At 71.2% G+C, this 18,119-nt stretch carries 16 protein-coding genes; 2 read left to right on the top strand and 14 right to left on the bottom strand.

Going from position 1 to position 18,119, the window contains the following annotated elements; genetic code table 11:
• Positions 1-8 precede the first annotated feature (8 nt).
• The 10 genes from ABZ810_RS36835 to ABZ810_RS36790 all read right to left on the bottom strand — a co-directional run bounded on the left by ABZ810_RS36835 (position 9) and on the right by ABZ810_RS36790 (position 11,873).
• Entirely contained in the window at positions 9-659 is a 651-nt protein-coding gene (locus ABZ810_RS36835) for a PH domain-containing protein (RefSeq protein WP_358411233.1), read from the bottom strand.
• 31 nt (positions 660-690) lie between these two features.
• Positions 691-1,764 carry an adenosine deaminase gene (locus ABZ810_RS36830; RefSeq protein ID WP_358411232.1) on the bottom strand — a complete coding sequence of 358 codons (1,074 nt, stop codon included), beginning with the start codon at positions 1,762-1,764 and terminating at the stop codon, positions 691-693.
• Positions 1,765-1,867: 103 nt separating this feature from the next.
• Positions 1,868-3,166 carry a thymidine phosphorylase gene (locus tag ABZ810_RS36825; RefSeq protein WP_358411230.1) on the bottom strand — a complete coding sequence of 433 codons (1,299 nt, stop codon included), beginning with the start codon at positions 3,164-3,166 and terminating at the stop codon, positions 1,868-1,870.
• A gap of 13 nt (positions 3,167-3,179) precedes the next feature.
• On the bottom strand, positions 3,180-3,596 hold the full coding sequence (locus ABZ810_RS36820) for a cytidine deaminase (RefSeq protein ID WP_358411229.1): 417 nt from the start codon (positions 3,594-3,596) through the stop codon (positions 3,180-3,182).
• An 84-nt stretch (positions 3,597-3,680) separates the two neighbouring features.
• Positions 3,681-5,003, bottom strand: a complete 1,323-nt coding sequence (locus ABZ810_RS36815) for an ABC transporter permease (RefSeq protein WP_358411228.1) — start codon at positions 5,001-5,003, stop codon at positions 3,681-3,683.
• Entirely contained in the window at positions 5,000-6,112 is a 1,113-nt protein-coding gene (locus tag ABZ810_RS36810) for an ABC transporter permease (RefSeq protein ID WP_358411227.1), read from the bottom strand. The genes ABZ810_RS36815 and ABZ810_RS36810 overlap by 4 nt, the downstream gene beginning before the upstream one ends.
• A complete protein-coding gene (locus tag ABZ810_RS36805; RefSeq protein ID WP_358411225.1) occupies positions 6,109-7,656 on the bottom strand; it encodes an ABC transporter ATP-binding protein in 1,548 nt (515 codons plus the stop codon). Before ABZ810_RS36805 ends, ABZ810_RS36810 begins: the two co-directional genes overlap by 4 nt.
• Positions 7,657-7,779: 123 nt before the next feature.
• Positions 7,780-8,829, bottom strand: a complete 1,050-nt coding sequence (locus ABZ810_RS36800) for a BMP family ABC transporter substrate-binding protein (protein ID WP_358411223.1) — start codon at positions 8,827-8,829, stop codon at positions 7,780-7,782.
• Positions 8,830-9,265: 436 nt separating this feature from the next.
• Positions 9,266-10,576, bottom strand: coding sequence for a M20 family metallopeptidase (locus tag ABZ810_RS36795; RefSeq protein ID WP_358411221.1), 1,311 nt, complete (start codon positions 10,574-10,576; stop codon positions 9,266-9,268).
• A 130-nt stretch (positions 10,577-10,706) separates the two neighbouring features.
• Positions 10,707-11,873, bottom strand: a complete 1,167-nt coding sequence (locus ABZ810_RS36790; RefSeq protein WP_358411220.1) for a glutamate--cysteine ligase — start codon at positions 11,871-11,873, stop codon at positions 10,707-10,709.
• Between the two features lie 397 nt (positions 11,874-12,270).
• On the opposite strand from ABZ810_RS36790, the gene ABZ810_RS36785 reads away from it, so the two are divergent.
• A complete protein-coding gene (locus ABZ810_RS36785; RefSeq protein WP_358411218.1) occupies positions 12,271-13,647 on the top strand; it encodes a D-alanyl-D-alanine carboxypeptidase in 1,377 nt (458 codons plus the stop codon).
• Positions 13,648-13,782: 135 nt separating this feature from the next.
• Positions 13,783-14,205 carry a nuclear transport factor 2 family protein gene (locus ABZ810_RS36780; RefSeq protein WP_358411215.1) on the top strand — a complete coding sequence of 141 codons (423 nt, stop codon included), beginning with the start codon at positions 13,783-13,785 and terminating at the stop codon, positions 14,203-14,205.
• A gap of 73 nt (positions 14,206-14,278) precedes the next feature.
• On the opposite strand, the gene ABZ810_RS36775 is transcribed toward ABZ810_RS36780, so the two are convergent.
• From ABZ810_RS36775 to ABZ810_RS36760, 4 genes are all read right to left on the bottom strand, one after another.
• On the bottom strand, positions 14,279-15,304 hold the full coding sequence (locus tag ABZ810_RS36775; RefSeq protein ID WP_358411214.1) for a YhjD/YihY/BrkB family envelope integrity protein: 1,026 nt from the start codon (positions 15,302-15,304) through the stop codon (positions 14,279-14,281).
• A gap of 66 nt (positions 15,305-15,370) precedes the next feature.
• Complete coding sequence (locus ABZ810_RS36770) at positions 15,371-15,967, bottom strand: 2'-5' RNA ligase family protein (RefSeq protein WP_358411211.1); 597 nt, start codon at positions 15,965-15,967, stop codon at positions 15,371-15,373.
• Complete coding sequence (trpS, locus tag ABZ810_RS36765; RefSeq protein ID WP_358411209.1) at positions 15,957-17,093, bottom strand: tryptophan--tRNA ligase; 1,137 nt, start codon at positions 17,091-17,093, stop codon at positions 15,957-15,959. The genes ABZ810_RS36770 and trpS overlap by 11 nt, the downstream gene beginning before the upstream one ends.
• A gap of 12 nt (positions 17,094-17,105) precedes the next feature.
• Entirely contained in the window at positions 17,106-18,068 is a 963-nt protein-coding gene (locus ABZ810_RS36760; RefSeq protein WP_358411208.1) for a hemolysin family protein, read from the bottom strand.
• Between the last annotated feature and the right edge of the window lie 51 nt (positions 18,069-18,119).

Here is an 18,119-nt window from a genome sequence, read left to right as displayed (position 1 = left end):
GACTCCGCTCAGGTGAGGACGGCGAGCAGGACGGCGACCAGCACGGCGGCGCCCGGGACGACCAGGGCGGCCAGGGCCGTGCGCGACCAGGTGACCGAGCCGGAGGCCTTCTCCTTGTCGGTGGTGCCCTTGCTGGGATCGCCGGACTTGGCGGCCTTGGGGCGGTGCCGGCCGGCCATCTCGTTCAGCTGTTGCGCGGCGTAGGCGGTCGGCGAGCGCTCCTTGAGGACGGCGGCGGCGCCCGCGGGCAGGTTGCGGGCGTCCTTTTCGGCGCGAGCCCGCGCCCTGGCCTGGGCCCGCGGCGAGCTCTGCAACGTCCAGGCGCGCGAGGTGAAGTCGCCGCCGCCCGCGCCGCGGTAGGTGACCTTCACCGAGTCGGTGCCCTCGATCTTGCGGACGGCGCCCCACGGCACCCGGACGTCACGGAGCGGGTTGCGGAACGTGAGCTCCGACTCGTCCCCCAGGATGGCCGGGCGCAGCCCGAGGACGTAGGCGACCCCGCAGCCGAGGACCAGGACGGCGGCCAGGACCGCCGAGGTCGTGTCCCGGCCCCGCCACCCGATGTCGACGAGGTTGAGCGCGGCGAACACCACCCACGCCCACGCGCCCACCCGTGCGGCGGTGGACCGGAACTTCAGCTGCGGGGACCCGGACGTCATGACTCCGATCATGCCAGGCGGTCCCGCCTGGTCAGGCCCGCTTGAGCTCCTCGAAGCCCGGCTTGATCACGCGGTTGATCAGCTCCAGCCGCTCGTCGAAGCCGATGAACGCCGACTTCATCGCGTTGACCGTGAACCAGCGCAGGTCGTCCCAGCCGTAGCCGAACGCCTCGACCAGCTTGGCGAACTCCTCCGACAGCGTGGTGCCGCTCATCAGCCGGTTGTCGGTGTTGACCGTCACCCGGAAGCTGAGCTGCCGCAGCAGCCCGATCGGGTGCTCGGCGATCGACTTGGCGGCGCCCGTCTGGATGTTGGACGTCGGGCACATCTCCAGCGGGATGCGCTTGTCGCGGACGTACGCGGCCAGCCGCCCCAGCTCCGGGGCTCCCCCGTCCACGCCGATGTCGTCGATGATCCGCACGCCGTGGCCGAGCCGGTCGGCGCCGCACCACTGGATGGCCTGCCAGATCGACGGGAGCCCGAAGCCCTCGCCGGCGTGGATGGTGAAGTGCGCGTTCTCGCGCTGGAGGTACTCGAACGCGTCCAGGTGGCGGGTGGGCGGGTAGCCGGCCTCGGCGCCCGCGATGTCGAAGCCCACGACGCCCACGTCCCGGTAGCGGACGGCCAGCTCGGCGATCTCCATGCTGCGCGCCTGGTGGCGCATGGCCGTCACCAGCGTGCCGACCCGGATGCCGTGGTCACGGCCACCGGCCGCGAAGCCCTCCAGAACGGCCTCCACGACCTGCTCCAGCGACAGGCCGGTGCTGGTGTGCAGCTCGGGCGCGTACCGGACCTCGGCGTAGACGACGCCGTCCTTGGCCAGGTCTTCGGCGCACTCGTAGGCGACCCGGGTGAGCGCCTCGGTCGACTGCATCACGCCGACGGTGTGCGAGAACGTCTCCAGATAACGTTCCAGCGACCCCGAGTTGGACGCCTCCGCGAACCAGGTCCGCAGGCCGCCGGGGTCGGTGGTCGGCAGATCGGTGTACCCGCCGGCACGGGCGAGGTCCACGATCGTCTCGGGGCGCACCCCGCCGTCCAGGTGGTCGTGCAGCAGCACCTTGGGCGCGCGCCTGATCGCATCAAGAGTCGGACGTTCTTCCATCTCCTGAACTTACCCCCGGTCAGAAGGGTTGATCGCCGTCAACATGTGCCAATGGCCCCGGCCGTGAACCGCACGGACGAGGCCATCGGGAGGCGGGCGGGGATCAGGTGACGCGGTCGATGATCAAGGGCAGCCGGTCGGGGGCGCCCGGCTCGCCGGCCGCCGCACTCGCTTCAGTGATCTTGAACGCGCCGTCGAGCGACTCGAGGGCGCGCTCGAAGCGGGAGGGGTCGTCGGCGAGGAGGGTGAGCAGCGGCTGCCCGGCGGTGACCTTGTCGCCGGGCTTGGCGTGGCAGATGACGCCCGCGCCGAACGAGACCGGGTCCTCCTTGCGGGCCCGCCCGGCGCCCAGCCGCCAGGCGGCGACGCCCACGCCGTAGGCGTCCAACCGCGTAAGTACGCCGTCGGACGGGGCGGTCACCACGTGCGTCTCGTTCGCGACCGGGAGGGCCGCGTCGGGGTCGCCGCCCTGGGCGGAGATCATCCGGCGCCAGACGTCCATCGCGGAGCCGTCGCGGAGGGCGTCCGCCGGGTCCTTGCCGCCGGAGAGACCCGCGGCGCCGAGCATCTCGCGGGCCAGCGCCAGGGTCAGCTCGACGATGTCGTCGGGGCCGCCGCCGGCGAGCACCTCGACCGACTCGGCGACCTCGACGGCGTTGCCGACGGCGCGGCCGAGCGGCCGGTCCATGGCGGTGAGCAGCGCGACCGTGCGCAGGCCCGCGTCGGTGCCGATGCCGACCATGGTCTCGGCCAGCTCGCGGGCGTTCTCGACGGTCTTCATGAACGCGCCGGAGCCGACCTTGACGTCGAGCACCAGGGCGCCGGTGCCCTCGGCGATCTTCTTGGACATGATCGACGAGGCGATCAGCGGGATCGACTCGACCGTGCCGGTCACGTCGCGCAGCGCGTACAGCTTGCGGTCGGCCGGGGCCAGCCCGCCGCCCGCCGCGCACACGACCGCGCCGGTGTCGCGCAGGACGCCGAGCATCTCGCCGGGCGAGAGGGAGGCGCGCCAGCCGGGGATCGACTCCAGCTTGTCGAGGGTGCCGCCGGTGTGGCCGAGCCCGCGGCCCGACAGCTGCGGCACGGCCGCGCCGCACGCCGCCACGACCGGCGCCAGCGGCAGCGTGATCTTGTCGCCGACCCCTCCGGTGGAGTGCTTGTCGGTGGTCGGCCGGTCCAGGGCGGACCAATCCATGCGCTCGCCGGAACGGATCATCGCCTCGGTCCAGCGGGCGACCTCGGACCGTTCCATGCCGTTCAGCAGGATCGCCATGGCCAGCGCGGACATCTGCTCCTCGGCGATCGCGCCGCGGGTGTAGGCGTCCACCGCCCAGTCGATCTGCTCGGGGGTGAGCGTTCCGCCGTCCCGCTTCACGCGGATGACATCGATGGCGTCCACGTCGTCCTCTCGTTCAGGCTCGGTTGATCAGGTCGTCGGGGCCGAACGCGTCCGGCAGCACCTCCGACATGGGCAGGATGCCGCGGGTCGTCTCCAGCAACATCGCCGGTCCGCCGTGCTCCCACAACAGCTGCCTGCAGCGCCCGCAGGGCATCAGGGGCTCGCCGTGGCGGTCGACCACGGCCACGGCCACCAGGCGCGGCCGTTCGCCGTCCACGGCCTTGTCCGGGCCGTGCAGGGCGCTCACCAGGCTGCACTCGGCGCACAGCCCGACCCCGTACGAGGCGTTCTCCACGTTGCAGCCGGTCAGGATCCGCCCGTCGTCGGCCAGCCCTGCCGCCCCCACCGGGAAGTCCGAGTACGGCGCGTACGCCCGCCTCATCGCCCCCTGGGCCGCGGTGCGCAGCGCCTTCCAGTCGATCTCGTTCATCACAAGGTCCATCTTCGCCGAGCCGGGACGTGCCCGGGACGGGCGGGGCTGCGCCCGCGCGTCCCGGGCACGTCCGGCCGGCGGTCAGTGGCCCTCGCCGCGGCGGTAGCGCAGGCCGTTCGCGGCCGGCATCCGCAGCCGCTGGGAGGCGAGCGACAACACCAGGAGCGTGGTGAGGTGCGGGGTGTAGGTGACGATCTCCTTCGGCAGCGCGTCCGTCGCCAGGTACCAGGTCAGCAGCAGGCCGCCCACGACGACCGCCGCGGCCGCCTGGTAGTAGCCGCGGCGGCGCCGGTCGGCGGACGTCTCCAGGTCGACCTGCGCGGTGATCCCGCGGCGCCCGGGGACCAGCCGCCACATCGCGTACCCGAACAGCGCCACCGCGATGACCAGCAGGAGCGCGTGGACGGCGCCGGTGGCGCCGCGCTGCTGGAGCGAGTCGGTGTAGCCGAAGAGCCCGGTGCCCGCGGCGAGTCCGCCGGGACGCCAGTTACCGAAGATCATCGCGGCCAGGCCGATGAAGCCGCGTCCACCGGTCTGGTTCTCCTGGTACTGCGAGGACCCGACCATGGCCAGGAAGACGCCGCCCAGGCCCGCCAGGCCGCCGGAGATCGCGACCGCGACGTACTTCATCGTGTAGACGCGGACGCCGAGCGACTCGGCGGCGTACGGGTTCTCGCCGCACGACCGGACGCGCAGCCCGAAGGCCGTCCGCCACAGCAGGTAGTAGGTCAGCGGGATCAGCGCCAGGGCGATGATCGTGAGCGCGGAGAGATTGGTGGTCAGCCCGCGCACCAGCCCGGCCAGGTCGGAGATCAGGAACCAGTGGTGCTCTTCGAGGTCGCCCAGCGGGCCGTCGACCCCGGGCACGCTGAGCGTCGGGAAGTCCGGCAGCGGCGGCGACTGCGTGGCGCCGCCGCCCTGCTCGCCGACGAAGAACATCGTCGACAGGTAACGCGCGACGCCGGGCGCGAGGATGTTGAGCGCCACGCCGGACACGATGTGGTCGACGCCGAACGTCACCGTCGCCAGCGCGTGCAGGAGCCCGCCGATGACGCCCATGGCCACGCCCATCGCGAGCCCGGCCCAGGCGTTGCCGCTGAAGTAGGCCCCGTACGCGCCGCCCCAGGTCCCGAAGATCATCATGCCTTCGAGCCCGATGTTGACCACGCCGGCCCGTTCGGACCACAGGCCGCCGAGCGCGGCCATGCCGATGGGGACGCCGAGCGCCAGCGTGGTGCTCACCGTCCCGCTGGAGGTGATCGCCTCCTCGCCGGTGAGGACGCGCAGCACCACCAGGCCGGCGAAGATCCCGCCGAGGATGATCAGAATCCGGATCGCCGGGTGCCTGCGCTCGACCGGCTTCGGCTTGTCGCCGGTCGGCTGGGCCTCGGTCAGCGTGGTCATGCCGCCACCTCCTTGCCAGCGGGGCTGCCTTCGGCGAGCTCGGCGGCCACCGCCTGCTGCTGCCAGCGCAACCCGAGACGGCGGACGATCTCGTAGACCACCACGACCGACAGCAGCACGGCCGCCTGGGTGATGGCCACGATCTCCTTGGGGATCTCGTTGAACTCGAGGATCTGCGAGGACTGGTCGAGGAACGACCAGAGCAGGGCGGCGAACGCGATGCCGATCGGGTTGTTGCGGCCGAGCAGCGCGATGCCGATGCCGATGAAGCCGAGGCCGCCGGGGAAGTCCAGCCCGTACGAGTGGGACGAGCCGAGCAGCTGCGGCATGCCGATCAGGCCGGCCGCCGCGCCGGACAGCACCATGGCCACCACGACCATGCGCCTGGCGTCCACGCCGCTGGCGACCGCCGCGCTGGACGAGAGCCCGGTGGCGCGCAGGTCGTACCCGAACCGGGTCCGGTTGATCACGATGTGGAACACCACGCCGACGACGACCGCCAGGATGATCAGACCGAAGATCTCCAGCCCGGCGCCCGGGTAGGGGATGCCGGCGACCTGCCCGGAGGGGGCGATCGGCTTGGTCCCGATGTTGTCGCTGCCCGCGACCTGGGTGCCCAGCTTGTCCGACTGGAGCAGGTAGGCGATGATCCCGGTCGCGATGAAGTTCAGCATGATCGTCGAGATGACCTCGCTGACGCCGCGGGTCACCTTGAGGATGCCGGCGATGCCGGCCCACATGGCGCCCACCAGCATGGCGGTCCCGATGATCACGACCTGGTGCAGGCCGGCCGGCAGCGCCCACGCGCCGCCCACCGCCGCGGCCAGCATCGCCGCGAGACGGTACTGGCCGTCCACGCCGATGTTGAAGAGGTTCATCCGGAAGCCGATCGCCACCGCGATGGCCGCCAGGTAGTAGGTCGACGCCCGGTTGAGGGTGTTGACGACGCTGTCCGGCTCGGTACCGAACTCGATCATCGCCTGGAACGTCGACGGCGGGTTGAACCCGCTGATCGACAACACCATCGAGGTGACGATGATCGAGAAGGCCAGGGCCACCGCCGCCGCGATGACGGTCAGCGCCAGGGGCGAGGTCTTCAGCCTGTTCACGACTCCCCCTCCGGGGACGCGCCGGTCATGGCCGAGCCGAGTTGCTCGGGCGTGACGGTCGTCGGGTCCGCCTCGGAGACGATGCGGCCGCGCAGGATCACCCGCAGCGTGTCCGACATTCCGATGAGCTCGTCCAGGTCGGCGGAGATGAGCAGCACCGCCAGGCCCTCGGCGCGGGCGTTGCGCAGGTGCTGCCAGATGGCGGCCTGCGCGCCGACGTCCACGCCGCGGGTCGGATGCGAGGCGATCAGGAACTTCGGCTCGCCCGACATCTCCCGGCCGACGATGAGCTTCTGCTGGTTGCCGCCCGACAGCGCGACCGCGGTGACGTCGATGCCGGGCGTCCGCACGTCGTAGTCGCGGACGATCCGCTCGGTGTCGGCGCGCGCGCCGGAACGGTCGATCCAGGGGCCCTTGACGTTGGGCTTCCGGGTCTGGTGGCCGAGCATGCGGTTCTCCCAGAGGGAGGACTCCAGCAGCAGGCCGTGCCGGTGGCGGTCCTCGGGGATGAAGCCGATGCCGCTCTCCCGGCGCCGCCGGGTCGTCCAGGCGGTGATCTCCTCCTCGCCGAGGCGGATCGTCCCGCCGTCGGGGGAACGGATCCCCATGATCGCTTCGACCAGTTCCGCCTGGCCGTTGCCCTCGACGCCGGCGATGCCGAGGACTTCACCGGCGTGGATCGTGAAGCTCACGTCGTCCACCGCCGGCCGGCCGCCCGCGCCCTTGACCGTCAGGCCCGCCAGGGTCAGCACCGGCCGGTCGGTGACCGTCGACTCGCGCAGCTCCGGAACGGGCAGCTCGCTGCCGACCATCAGCCGGGCCAGCTCGCGGGCGGAGGTCTCGCGCGGGTCCACGTTGTCGCTGACCGTGCTGCCCCGCCGGATCACCGTGATCGCGTCGGCGACCGAGAGCACCTCGTCCAGCTTGTGCGAGATGAACAGGACGGTCAGGCCCTCGCGCTTGAGCTCGCGCAGGTTGTCGAACAGCTCGTCGACCTCCTGCGGCACCAGCACGGCGGTCGGCTCGTCCAGGATGAGGATCTCGGCGCCCCGGTAGAGCACCTTGAGGATCTCCACGCGCTGCCGGTCGCCGACGCCGAGGTCCTCGACCAGCCGGTCGGGATCCAGCCGGACGCCGAACCGTTCGGCCAGCTCCTCGATGCGGCGGCGCGCCTTGGCGCCGATGCCGTGGAGCCTCTCCGCGCCGAGCACCACGTTCTCGAGAACGGTCAGGTTGTCGGCCAGCATGAAGTGCTGGTGCACCATGCCGATCCCGCGCGCGATCGCGTCGGCCGGCGAGCCGAAGGCGACCGGCTCGCCCCCGACGCTGATCGTCCCCTCGTCCGGCTTCTGCATGCCGTAGAGGATCTTCATCAGGGTCGACTTGCCCGCGCCGTTCTCACCCACGATCGCGTGCACCGTTCCGGCGGCGACCGTGAGGGCGATGTCGCGGTTGGCGACGACGCCGGGGAAACGTTTGGTGATGCCGCGGAGCTCGATGGCGGGCGCGGCGGCGGCCACCGGCCGCTCAGTGGAGGAGGACATCCCCTGCTCTCCTACGCAGTGTCGGAGGGGCCGGCGGCCCCGGAGGACCGACCGCGCACGTCCGGCCCGGTCGGGTGACCGCACGGGTCATCCTCCCGGGCCGGACGCGGCGGACCGGTACCGTCACTTGGTGGGAACGGTGATCTTTCCGTCGATGATCTGCTGCTTCAGCTCGTCCAGCTTGGCCTGCAGGTCCTTGATCTCGGCGGCGTTGGCCGTCGAGTAGGCGATGCCCTCGTTCTTGAGGTCGAAGGTCACCGGACCGGACTGCGCCGCGCCCTTGCTGGCGCCCTCCACGAAGTTGTACACCGCGGTGTCGACGCGCTTGAGCATCGAGGTGACGATGAACGGCTTCTGCGCGGCCTCGGCCGTGAGGTACTGGTCGGAGTCCACGCCGATGGCGTACTTCTTCTTGGCCGCGGCGGCCTGGAAGAGGCCCACGCCCGACAGGCCGGCGGCGTGGTAGACGACGTCGGCGTCGGCGTCGTACTGACCCTCGGCGATCGTCTTGCCCTTGGCCGGGTCGGTGAAGCCGGAGAAGTCGGTGCCGCGCGAGATGTACTTGATGTCGATCTTCACGTCCGGCTTGACGTTCTTGGCGCCCGCGACGTAACCCGCCTCGAACTTCTTGATCAGCGGCGTGTCGACGCCGCCGATGAAGCCGATCTTGCCGGTCTTGGACTTCAGCGCCGCGGCGGCGCCGACCAGGAAGGAGCCCTGCTCCTCGGCGAAGACCAGGTTGGCCACGTTCGGGGCCTTGATCGAGCTGTCGTCGACGATGGCGAACTTGGTGTTCGGGTGGTTCTTGGCCACCTTGCCCAGCGGGCCCGCGTAGGCGAAGCCCACCGCGATCACCGGGTTGTAACCCGACTTGGCCAGCAGGTCGAGCCGCTGCACCTTGTCGTTGTCGCTCTCACCCTTGGTGGCCTCGATGTCCTTGATGTCGAGGTTCAGGTTCGACTTGACCTTCTCGAGCCCGGCGTACGCGGCGTCGTTGAAGGACTTGTCTCCCCGGCCGCCGATGTCGTAGGCGAGGCCGACCTTGACGGTCTTCTTCTCGCCGCCACTGCTGCCACCGCCCGTCTCGGCCTTCTTGCCACCGCACGCGGAGGCGCTCAGCGTGAGCGCTGCGCCCGTCAGCGTGACGAGCGAAATCTTCAGTCCACGGCGCAAGGTAGCGCTCCTTCCATTCCCCACCCAGGCATTGCGGCCAAAACCGGCCACTCAAATCGACTGGACGCTACCTCGCACGTAGACCAAAACATCCCACGTGCACCGTTTCGCAATGCGGTCGTTACCAACGCGTACACATATCGCCACAGGTCACAGCCGTGAAACGGAATTCGATCATGACAGATTTCATGATCGTTAACCACCTTCCGCGCAGGTGCCGGGCCACTCCCGGACCCACGTCCCGCCCGTCCCCCGGACCCAGGTCCGCCCCCACCCCTGACCCACGTCCCGGAACGCCCGTGGCCCGGCCGAGGGAAGCTCGGCCGGGCCACGGGCGTGTCGTGCGCGCTCATCGACGATCATGCCCGGACACCAGAGGATGCCGGAAGTGGTTGGGCGACCTCGGCCGGTCCCGGGTGCGGGGTGATCATCTCGATCAGGCGAGCGCGGCGCCCTCCATCGGCTCGGTGTCGCCGGAACGGCCGCCGTCCCAGAGGGCGGTGAGCGCGGTGGCGGACAGGACGCGGATGCCGACGCCGATGCAGCTCTCGTCCACGTCGAAGTCGCCGCGGTGCAGGTCGTACTCGCCGACCGAGCCCGGGGTGCGAACGCCCAGACGGGCCAGCGCACCCGGAATCGACTCCAGGTACCAGCCGAAGTCCTCGCCGCCGAGGCTCTGCGGGGTCGGCACGGCGGCCTCCTCGCCCAGCACCTCGGCGGACGCGTCGCGGAACATCTGGACGCTGGTCGCCTCGTTGACCGTGGGCGGGACGCCGCGGACGTACTCGAGCGAGGCCTCGACGTCGTAGGCCGCGGCCACCGACTGGAGCAGCGACTTCATCATCTCCGGCGCCCGGTGCCAGGCCTCGTCGTCCAGGCAGCGCACGGTGCCCTCGGCGATGCCGTCGTCGGGGATCGCGTTGGCGACCGAACCGGCCGAGACGCGGCCCCAGACCAGCGACAGGCTGGACCGCGGGTCGACCCGGCGGGACAACGCCGCCGGCAGCTCGGTGACGATCTTGGCGAGCGCGTAGACCAGGTCGGCGGTGAGGTGCGGCCGGGCGGTGTGGCCGCCGGGGCCGGTGACCTTGACGTAGACCTTGTCGCAGGCCGCGGTGATCGGCCCGGTGCGCAGGCCCAGCTGGCCCACCTCGATGCGCGGGTCGCAGTGCAGCGCGAACACCCGGTCGACGCCGCAGATGCCGCCGGCCGCCATCACGTCCAGGGCGCCGCCGGGGGTCTCCTCGGCGGGCTGGAAGAGCAGCCGGACCCGGCCCGGCAGCAGGCCGGCCGCGGCCTGCTGGGCCAGGAAGAGGCCCGCGCCCAGCACCATCGCGGTGTGCACGTCGTGGCCGCAGGAGTGCGCGACGCCCGGCACCGTGGAGCGGTACGGGACGTCCTTCTCGTCCTGCAGCGGCAGGGCGTCGATGTCGGCGCGCAGGGCGACCGTGGGGCCGTCCTCCGGGCCGATGTCGCAGAACAGGCCGGTACCGCGCGGCAGCACCTGCGGGCGGAGCCCGGCGGCGGTCAGCCGCTCGACGATCCGCTGGGTGGTGCGGTGCTCGGCGTATCCCAGCTCCGGGTGCATGTGCAGATCACGCCGGAAGAGGGTGAGGTCGTCCTCGTGCCCGGCCAGGAAGGAGTCGAGCTGCAACTGCAGCGCTTCCCCGCCCAGCGTGACGGCCGCCGCCCCTGGGGCGGTCGGTGGTTCAAGGCCGGGCATCACCCCGGGTCCCGGTTGTGTCATGTGCGCCCCCTGCGCCATGGCGGAGCCGAACGGCCTCCGCCCCATGGTCTGTTCGTTGGTGGGTTCCGTCGTGGATTCCGTGCCGTCGGCCGGAATTTCGCGGGGGGTTTTCGGGTCGCCGGAGGGTTCCTCAGGTCCCGACATGTGCTACCTCCCCCAGGGTGACAAATCTGTCCTCTGCGAATTCCGTGATCGCGGCGCCGACCACCTGCTCCAAAGTGCCGCCCTCGGCGCGGATCGCGCGCTGGCGTTCGTACGGTGCCCCGTGTTCGAGGACCTCCCCGGCCACCTTCAGCTCCTCCGCGCAGCCGAGGCGGTCGGCGACCGGCTCCAGCTCGCGGATCAGCTCGTAGAGATCATCGCGCAGCGGGGCGGTGCTTCCAGTGTCATCGGTAATGACGGTGGCGTCGAGGCCATAGCGGGTGGCGCGCCACTTGTTGTCGCGGACCACCCAGGCGGCCGGGCGCGGCAGTGTGTAACCGCGGTCGAGCTGCTGGTCGAACAGGGTGACCAGGCTCTGGCAGAGCGCGGCGGCCATGCCGAGCTCCCGCATGGTGGGGATGCCGTCGAACATCCTGATCTCGATCGTGCCGAAGTCGGGATGCGGGCGGATGTCCCACCACACCTCCTTGATGCTCCGGATGGTGCCGGCGCGCAGCAAGGTGTCCATGTAATCCTCGAACGCCGCCCAGTCGTCCAGCAAGTGGGGTGGACCGGCCGTCGGCAGCTGGCCGAAGACGACGGCACGGCTGGACGCCAGGCCGGTGTCGCTGCCGCTCCAGAACGGGCTGGAGGCGGTGAGGGCGAGGAAGTGCGGAAGGTACGCGGAGAGCGCGTTGACGATCGGGATCGCCTTGTCGACGTTGCGCACACCCACATGGACGTGGACGCCGAACGTCTGGATCCGCCGGGCGAGCCACTGCATCTGCTCGATCAGCTCCGCGTAGCGCTGGATCGGCGCCATGACCGCGTCGCGCCAGTCGCTGATGGGATGGGTGCCCTGGCAGGCCAGCGCGATGCCGCGCGCGGCGGCGGCCGTGCGCAGCTCGGCGATCGTGGCCGCCAGATCGGCCTTCGCCTCGCCGACGGTGTGACTGATATCGGTCACGATCTCGACGGTGGACTCCATCAGCTCATGTCGGATCTTGGGGTTGTCGCCGCCCTCGCTGAGTGACGGCAGCGCGGCCAGCACCTCGCGCGCGTCCTGCCGAAGGTGCATCGTCTCCGCGTCGACGAGCTGAAGTTCCCACTCCACGCCCAGCGTCGCTCCGCGGGATGGGTTGAAGTCAATGGCCACGGCCAACCTCCGTCCACAATCTTTGCAGGTCGATGCGTGGCACGTGGCGCAATTCAGCCAGCGGGTCCCTAAGCCTGGACAAACGCCGGGCCAGGTCGGCGTTTCCCTCCATCATGGCGCGCTGTGCCCGGCACCTGCCGGGGTCCATGCCCTTTGCGGATCATTTGACTCGTACGGGCGGCGACCGATCACGGCCTGTCACCCTTTTCGGTCACTTCCACCCGACTGGGCCCCACCCGAACGAACTAGTTCCACCCGCCCCAAAAGTGCACTGGTCACCCATTGTGACAGTGCTCCCCCAGGGACATGTGCCTCATCGTGACCGTCCGTCACACCGGTCCGACACGTCGCGCACAAGTACCGATCGCGGGACCTGTCGCCTAGTCTTCGGGGAATCATGAGCACACCAATCATGGGCGGACGTCGCCGCGCCGCCGCCGCGCTCACCGTGCCGTTCGTCACGGCGTCCGTCATCGCCGTTCCCGCCGGCCCCGCCGCCGCCGCGAGCGCGGCCGCCGCGACCGCGTCCCGGATCGCGTCGACGTCCTCGGCGAGCGAGACGAACCTGGCCGCCGACCCCGTGGGCGGACCGCAGCTGGGCGGCCGCGGGGTGGTGCTCAACCCGCAGGCGGGCGTGGCCGGGGCGCCGCGGATCAAGGCCTCGTCGTGGCTCATCGCCGACGGCGACACCGGCGAGGTGCTGGCGGCGAAGGACCCGCACGGCCACTACCTGCCCGCCAGCTCCCTCAAGACCCTCACCACGCTGGCGCTCGTCGGCAGGCTCGACCCCGACAGGATGGTGCGGCCGAGCCAGAAGGCCTGCGACGTCGAGGGCACCAAGGTCGGCATGACGCCGAAGATGCAGTACAAGGTGTCCGACCTGTTCTACGCGCTCATGATGATGTCGGCCAACGACTCGGCGGTGGCCCTCTCCGAGGCCAACGGCGGCATGGCCAAGACGCTCGCCGACATGAACGCCGAGGCGCGGCGCATCAACGCCCGCGACACGCTGGCCGGCTCGCCGAACGGTCTCGACAAGGACCTCGGCCTCACCGTCAAGACCCAGCACACCTCCGCGTACGACCTGGCGCTGATCCTGCGCGAGGGCCTGAAGAACCCGGCGTTCCGCAGCTACACGCAGAAGATCGACCACTGGTTCCCGGCGCCGCCCACCAAGGCGCAGCGCAAGAAGGGCAAGAAGACCGGCGGATACCCGATCCACACGCACAACCGCATGCTGGACGGCCAGCGGAACGAGTACGCGGGGATGATCGGCGGCAAGAACGGCTACACCGAGAACGCGCGGCAGACCTTCGTGGCCGCCGCCCGCCGCGGCGGGCACACGATCATCATCTCGCTGATGCGCGCCGACATGCCGCCGTCGGTCTACGCCAAGCAGCTGCTCGACTGGGGCTTCAAGGCGCGTGGCAAGGTCAAGCCGGTCGGCACCCTCGTGGCGCCGGGCGACCCGTCCCCCAAGCCCACGCCCAAGACGGGTCCCAAGGGGCTCCCCGCCGTGAACGTGCTCCCGGGCGACGACTCCGGCGGCGACTGGGCCGTGATCGGGGGCGGCGCGGCCGGCGCGGTTTTGGCCGCGGGCGTCCTGGCGTTCGTGCTGCGGCGCCGCCGCCACGAGGCGCCCGCGCACGCCACCCCCACCGCCGGCGGCTCGGGCCGTCCTGGCGACGCCGGCGGGCCCGGCTTCCCGCACGGCCACCTCCCGTCGGAGACGCTCGAGGAATACCCGCCGCACTACGACGATCAGAGCCGGTGACGACACGGCGCAGGTAGGGGCGCAGTAAGGCTTCCCTCACTGGCCGTGCCCGGATCTCGGGGCTACCCTCGCGGATGACGCCGGTCAGCAGCGCCGCAGGCTGGACGGCGGACCGGCGCCCAGGGAGGAAGCGTCGTGTCATATCGCCGTTCCTATGCGCCACCGACCTCCGAACACCCCAACGTGACCCTGCTGCGCGACGGCTACACCGCCTTCGCCAAGGGAGACATGGACTTCATCCGCGGCGTCCTGGCCGATGACGTGGTCCATCGAGTGCCGGGACGCGGGCCGCTCTGCGGCGAATACCGCACCCCTGAGGAGATCCTCGGGTTCTACGTCCGGCTCTTCGAGCTGTCCGGCGGCACGTTCCGCACCGAGCCCTACGCGGTCATGGCCGACGACGGGCACGGCGTCGCGCTGGTCCAGACGTACGCCGAACGCCCCGGCCGGGTGCTCGACTCGCGCGCGGTCGACGTCTTCAGCCTCGACCACGGGCTGATCACCGAGATCCGCACCCTCGCCGAGGACCAGTACGCCGACGACGCCTTCTGGTCCTGACCCGTCGGTGTCCCGGCCCGCCCGGCCCTGATCCGCGCCGGCCCTGACCCGCCCGGCCCTGGCCCGCGGCCCGTCAGGCCGCCTGTCCCTGCTCCTGCTTCTTGTCCCGGCTCGTGTCGCCGTCGGCGGCGCCGGGGCCGCCGTCCGGCTCGGGGCCTCCAGGCTCGGGCTCGTCCGGCGCCTGCTCGTCGGCGTCCAGGACGACGCTGCGGGTGGCGGTCCAGGCGGCGACGACGAGCATGAACCGGGACGTGATGTTGATCCACACCATCAGCCCGACGAGCACCGCGAACGAGGCGTACAACGGGTTCTCGGTGGTGCGCGACAGCAGCAGCGAGGCGGTCTGCTTGAGCACCTCGAGCCCGACGGCGCCGATCAGCGCGCCCCTGATGATGCGGCGCCACGGGGCGCGCGTGCCCGACAGCCGGGAGAACAGCACCAGGAAGATCAGCGTGTTGAACGCGACCGCGATGGCCAGCGACAGCAGCCGCAGCGCCGTGCCCGCGCCCGTGACCTCCTCCATCCCGATCCAGCCGAGCACGGTGTGCGTGGCGCGGTTGGCGACGGTCGACACCGCCACCGAGAGGATCAGCGTGATGCCCAGGAACAGCAGGACGGCGGCGTCGTAGACCTTCTTGAGGATGAAGTTGGTGTCACCGGCCGGGTCGTTGCCCCAGATGTCGCGGAGCGACTCGCGCAGCACCGACACCCAGCCCAGACCGGTGAACAGCAGGCCGACCAGGCCGATCAGCCCGACCGCGGTCTTGGAGTTGACGATCTGCTCCAGCTGCAGCTGGTCGGACAGCCCCGGCAGCAGCGAGTTGACCGCCTCGACGAAGTAGTCGCGCGCCTTCTCGCTGAACTTCACCACGTAGCCGAGCAGCGCGTAGGCGAGCGCCAGCAGCGGGAAGAACGACAGGAAGCCGTAGCAGGTGAGGGCGGCGGCCAGCCGGTCGCCGCGCCGGTCCTGGTAGCGCTCGTAGGCGCGGGCGACGTGGTCGAACGCGGCCCAGCGGGACCGCAGCCCGCCGAGCCGCTCCTTGCTCGTGTCCTGCACGTGGTCGAAGAACCGCCGCACCCGGGCGATCACCTGGCGCATGCACAGCACGTACCCCTTGGCATCGATTCGATGCGCAGTCAGGTGATCACTTTGTGCAGGGGCAGGTCACCGGGACGGCGCCGCGCCGAAGACGAAGTGGCGCCGGGGACGCCAGACGCCGTCCGCTCCGTGCTCGTAGAGCGCGAAGCCCCCCACCTCGAACTCGGCCTCGTAGGCCGCCAGCTCCTTGAAGGCACGGTCCAAGGCCTCGTCGTGAAGGTGGTGGGCGACGGTGACGTGCGGGTGGTAGGGGAAGTCGAGGTCGCGGCCGAGCGGCCCCGACAACACCTGCCGCTGCACCCGTTCGCATCCGGCGATGCCGTCGGCGACCGCGACGAACACCACGGGCGACAGCGGCCGGAACGTGCCGGTGCCGCGCAGCAGGATGCGGAAGCCGCGCTCGGCCCGGGCGATCGTCCGCAGGTGCTCCTCGATGACGGCGAGACCGCCGGCGGCGACCTCGGTCGGCGGCAGCAGCGTGATGTGGGTGGGGATCGCCGCGGCCAGCGGGTCGCCGAACGACTCCCGCCGGCGCTGCAGCTCCGAGCCGTAGGGCTCGGGGATCGGGATGGCCACCCCGATCGTCCGGGCGCCGTCCCGGACGGGCGCCGGCGCGCCGCCCCCGTGCGGGACGGCCGAAGACGACGGGGGCCTAGCGGCCACGTCCCACGAATCCCACTCGATCGCGCACGACCTCCATGGTGCGCGCCGCGACCGCGCCGGCCCGGGAGGCGCCGCGCGCGAGGATGCGGTCGAGCTCGTCCTCGTCGCTCAGCAGCTTCTGGGTGCGCTCGCGGATCGGCTCGAACGTGTCGAGGACGACCTGGGCGAGGTCCTTCTTGAACTGGCCGTAGCCCGCGCCCTCGTAGCGCCGTTCGAGGTCGCCGATCTCGGTGCCCTCCAGCGCGCCGAAGATGCGCAGCAGGTTGGACACGCCGGCCTTCTCCGCCTCGTCGAACCTCACCTCGGAGCCGGTGTCGGTGACCGCGCGCATGATCTTTTTGCGCATCGGGCCGGGGTCCTCCAGGACGTCGATGATGCCCTGCGGGGACGAGGCCGACTTGCTCATCTTGGCCGTCGGCTCCTGGAGGTCGGTGATCTTGGCGGCGGCCTTGGGGATGAAGGCCTCCGGGATCACGAACGTCTCGCCGAACCGCTGGTTGAAGCGCTGCGCGAGCGTCCGGGTCAGCTCCAGGTGCTGCCGCTGGTCCTCGCCGACGGGGACCTGGAGCTCCTGCCCGCCCTGGACGACGTCCGGGGTGTAGAGCAGGATGTCGGCGGCCATCAGCACCGGGTAGGTGAACAGGCCGACGGTGGTGGCGGCGGTGCCCTGCTTGGCCGACTTGTCCTTGAACTGCGTCATCCGGCCGGCCTCGCCGAAGCCGGTGATGCAGCCCAGCACCCACGCCAGCTCGGCGTGCTCGGGCACGTGGCTCTGCAGGAACAGCGTGCACCGCTCGGGGTCGAGGCCCATGGCCAGCAGCTGGGCGGCCGCGACCTTGGAGCGGCGGCGCAGCGCCTCCGGGTCGTGCTGGACCGTGATCGCGTGCAGGTCGACGACGCAGTAGAACGCGTCGTGGCTCTCCTGCAGCGCGACCCACTGCCGGACCGCGCCCAGGTAGTTGCCGAGGTGGAACGAGTCGGCGGTGGGCTGGATCCCGGACAGCACGCGCGGCGCGGACTGCGCGGCGGCGGGCCGCTCGGCGCTGGACCGCGTGCTGGACTGCGTGCCGGGCTGCGCGCTGGGCTGCGCGGCGGTGGGCTGCTGGGGCGCTTCGGACATGTGCACGGACCGATTCTCTCAGGCCTCGCTCGAGGCGGCGTCGTCGGTGGCTGGGGCGGAGCCGTCTCCGCTCTCCCCCTCCGATGGGACGCCCCCGCGGGCGGGGGTGTTCGGACTGACGCGGACCCGCTCGACCCGCCGCCCGTCCATGCGGGCGACCGCGAGACGGCTGCCGGCGGCCTCCACCCAGTCGCCCTGGGCGGGCACCCGCCCGAGGGCCGCCATGATGTGCCCGGCGACGGTCTCGTACGGCCCGGCGGGAAGCCGGATGCCGGTCTCGGCGGCGAAGTCGTCCAGGTTGAGCAGGCCGTCCACCTCGACCACCCCGCCGTGCAGGCGGCGCGCCTGCGCGTCCTTCACATCATATTCATCGCGGATGTCGCCGATGAGCTCCTCGACCAGGTCTTCGAGAGTGACGATCCCCAGCGTCCCGCCGTACTCGTCCATCACGATCGCCAGATGGTGCCCCTCACGCCGCATCTCCGACAGCACCGGCAGCACCAGGCGGGACGGCGGCAGGTAGAGCACCGGCCTGACCAGCTCGCCCACCGGCACGGACCGGTCGGCGACCTCCGGCACGAGCAGGTCGCGGATGTGCACGAAGCCGATCACCTCGTCGTGCGAGACGCGGCAGACCGGGAACCGCGAGTGCGGGCTGACCGCCGCGACGCGCGCGGCGGCCGCCAGCGGCAGCGCCGCGTCCAGGAACTCCACCTCGGTCCGCGGCACCAGGACCTCGCGCAGCGGGCGTTCCCCGGCCGCGAAGACCTCCTCGATCAGTGCCCGTTCCTCGGCGGTGAGCTGGGTGTTCTTCGCCACCATGGCGCGCATGCGCTCGGCGGTGATCTCCTCGCGCAGCGCCTCGGGGTCGCCGCCGCCCAGCCGCACGGCGAGGTCGGTCGACTTCGACAACAGCCAGACCAGCGGCCGCGCGACCCGCCGAGGGGGCCGGCGCGGCGCGACCTGCCGCGTGAGGTCCATTCGTTCAGCCTTTCCGGGTTGGCCTTACGGATAGCCTGGACCGACATTCCC

The organism is Spirillospora sp. NPDC047279 (assembly GCF_040643285.1).
Taxonomy (GTDB): Bacteria; Actinomycetota; Actinomycetes; order Streptosporangiales; family Streptosporangiaceae; genus Spirillospora.
Note: the sequence above shows the minus strand (reverse complement) of the source record. Positions and strands in the feature narration are given on the sequence as shown.

Bases quoted from the DNA above. Each gene is read 5' to 3' on its own strand.
- ABZ810_RS36830 (WP_358411232.1), bottom strand. From the start codon at position 1,764: ATGGAAGAACGTCCGACTCTTGATGCGATCAGGCGCGCGCCCAAGGTG.
- ABZ810_RS36805 (WP_358411225.1), bottom strand. From the start codon at position 7,656: ATGTCCTCCTCCACTGAGCGGCCGGTGGCCGCCGCCGCGCCCGCCATC.
- ABZ810_RS36820 (WP_358411229.1), bottom strand. From the start codon at position 3,596: ATGAACGAGATCGACTGGAAGGCGCTGCGCACCGCGGCCCAGGGGGCG.
- ABZ810_RS36815 (WP_358411228.1), bottom strand. From the start codon at position 5,003: ATGACCACGCTGACCGAGGCCCAGCCGACCGGCGACAAGCCGAAGCCG.
- ABZ810_RS36760 (WP_358411208.1), bottom strand. From the start codon at position 18,068: ATGGACCTCACGCGGCAGGTCGCGCCGCGCCGGCCCCCTCGGCGGGTC.
- ABZ810_RS36775 (WP_358411214.1), bottom strand. From the start codon at position 15,304: ATGCGCCAGGTGATCGCCCGGGTGCGGCGGTTCTTCGACCACGTGCAG.
- ABZ810_RS36835 (WP_358411233.1), bottom strand. From the start codon at position 659: ATGACGTCCGGGTCCCCGCAGCTGAAGTTCCGGTCCACCGCCGCACGG.
- ABZ810_RS36795 (WP_358411221.1), bottom strand. From the start codon at position 10,576: ATGACACAACCGGGACCCGGGGTGATGCCCGGCCTTGAACCACCGACC.
- ABZ810_RS36785 (WP_358411218.1), top strand. From the start codon at position 12,271: ATGAGCACACCAATCATGGGCGGACGTCGCCGCGCCGCCGCCGCGCTC.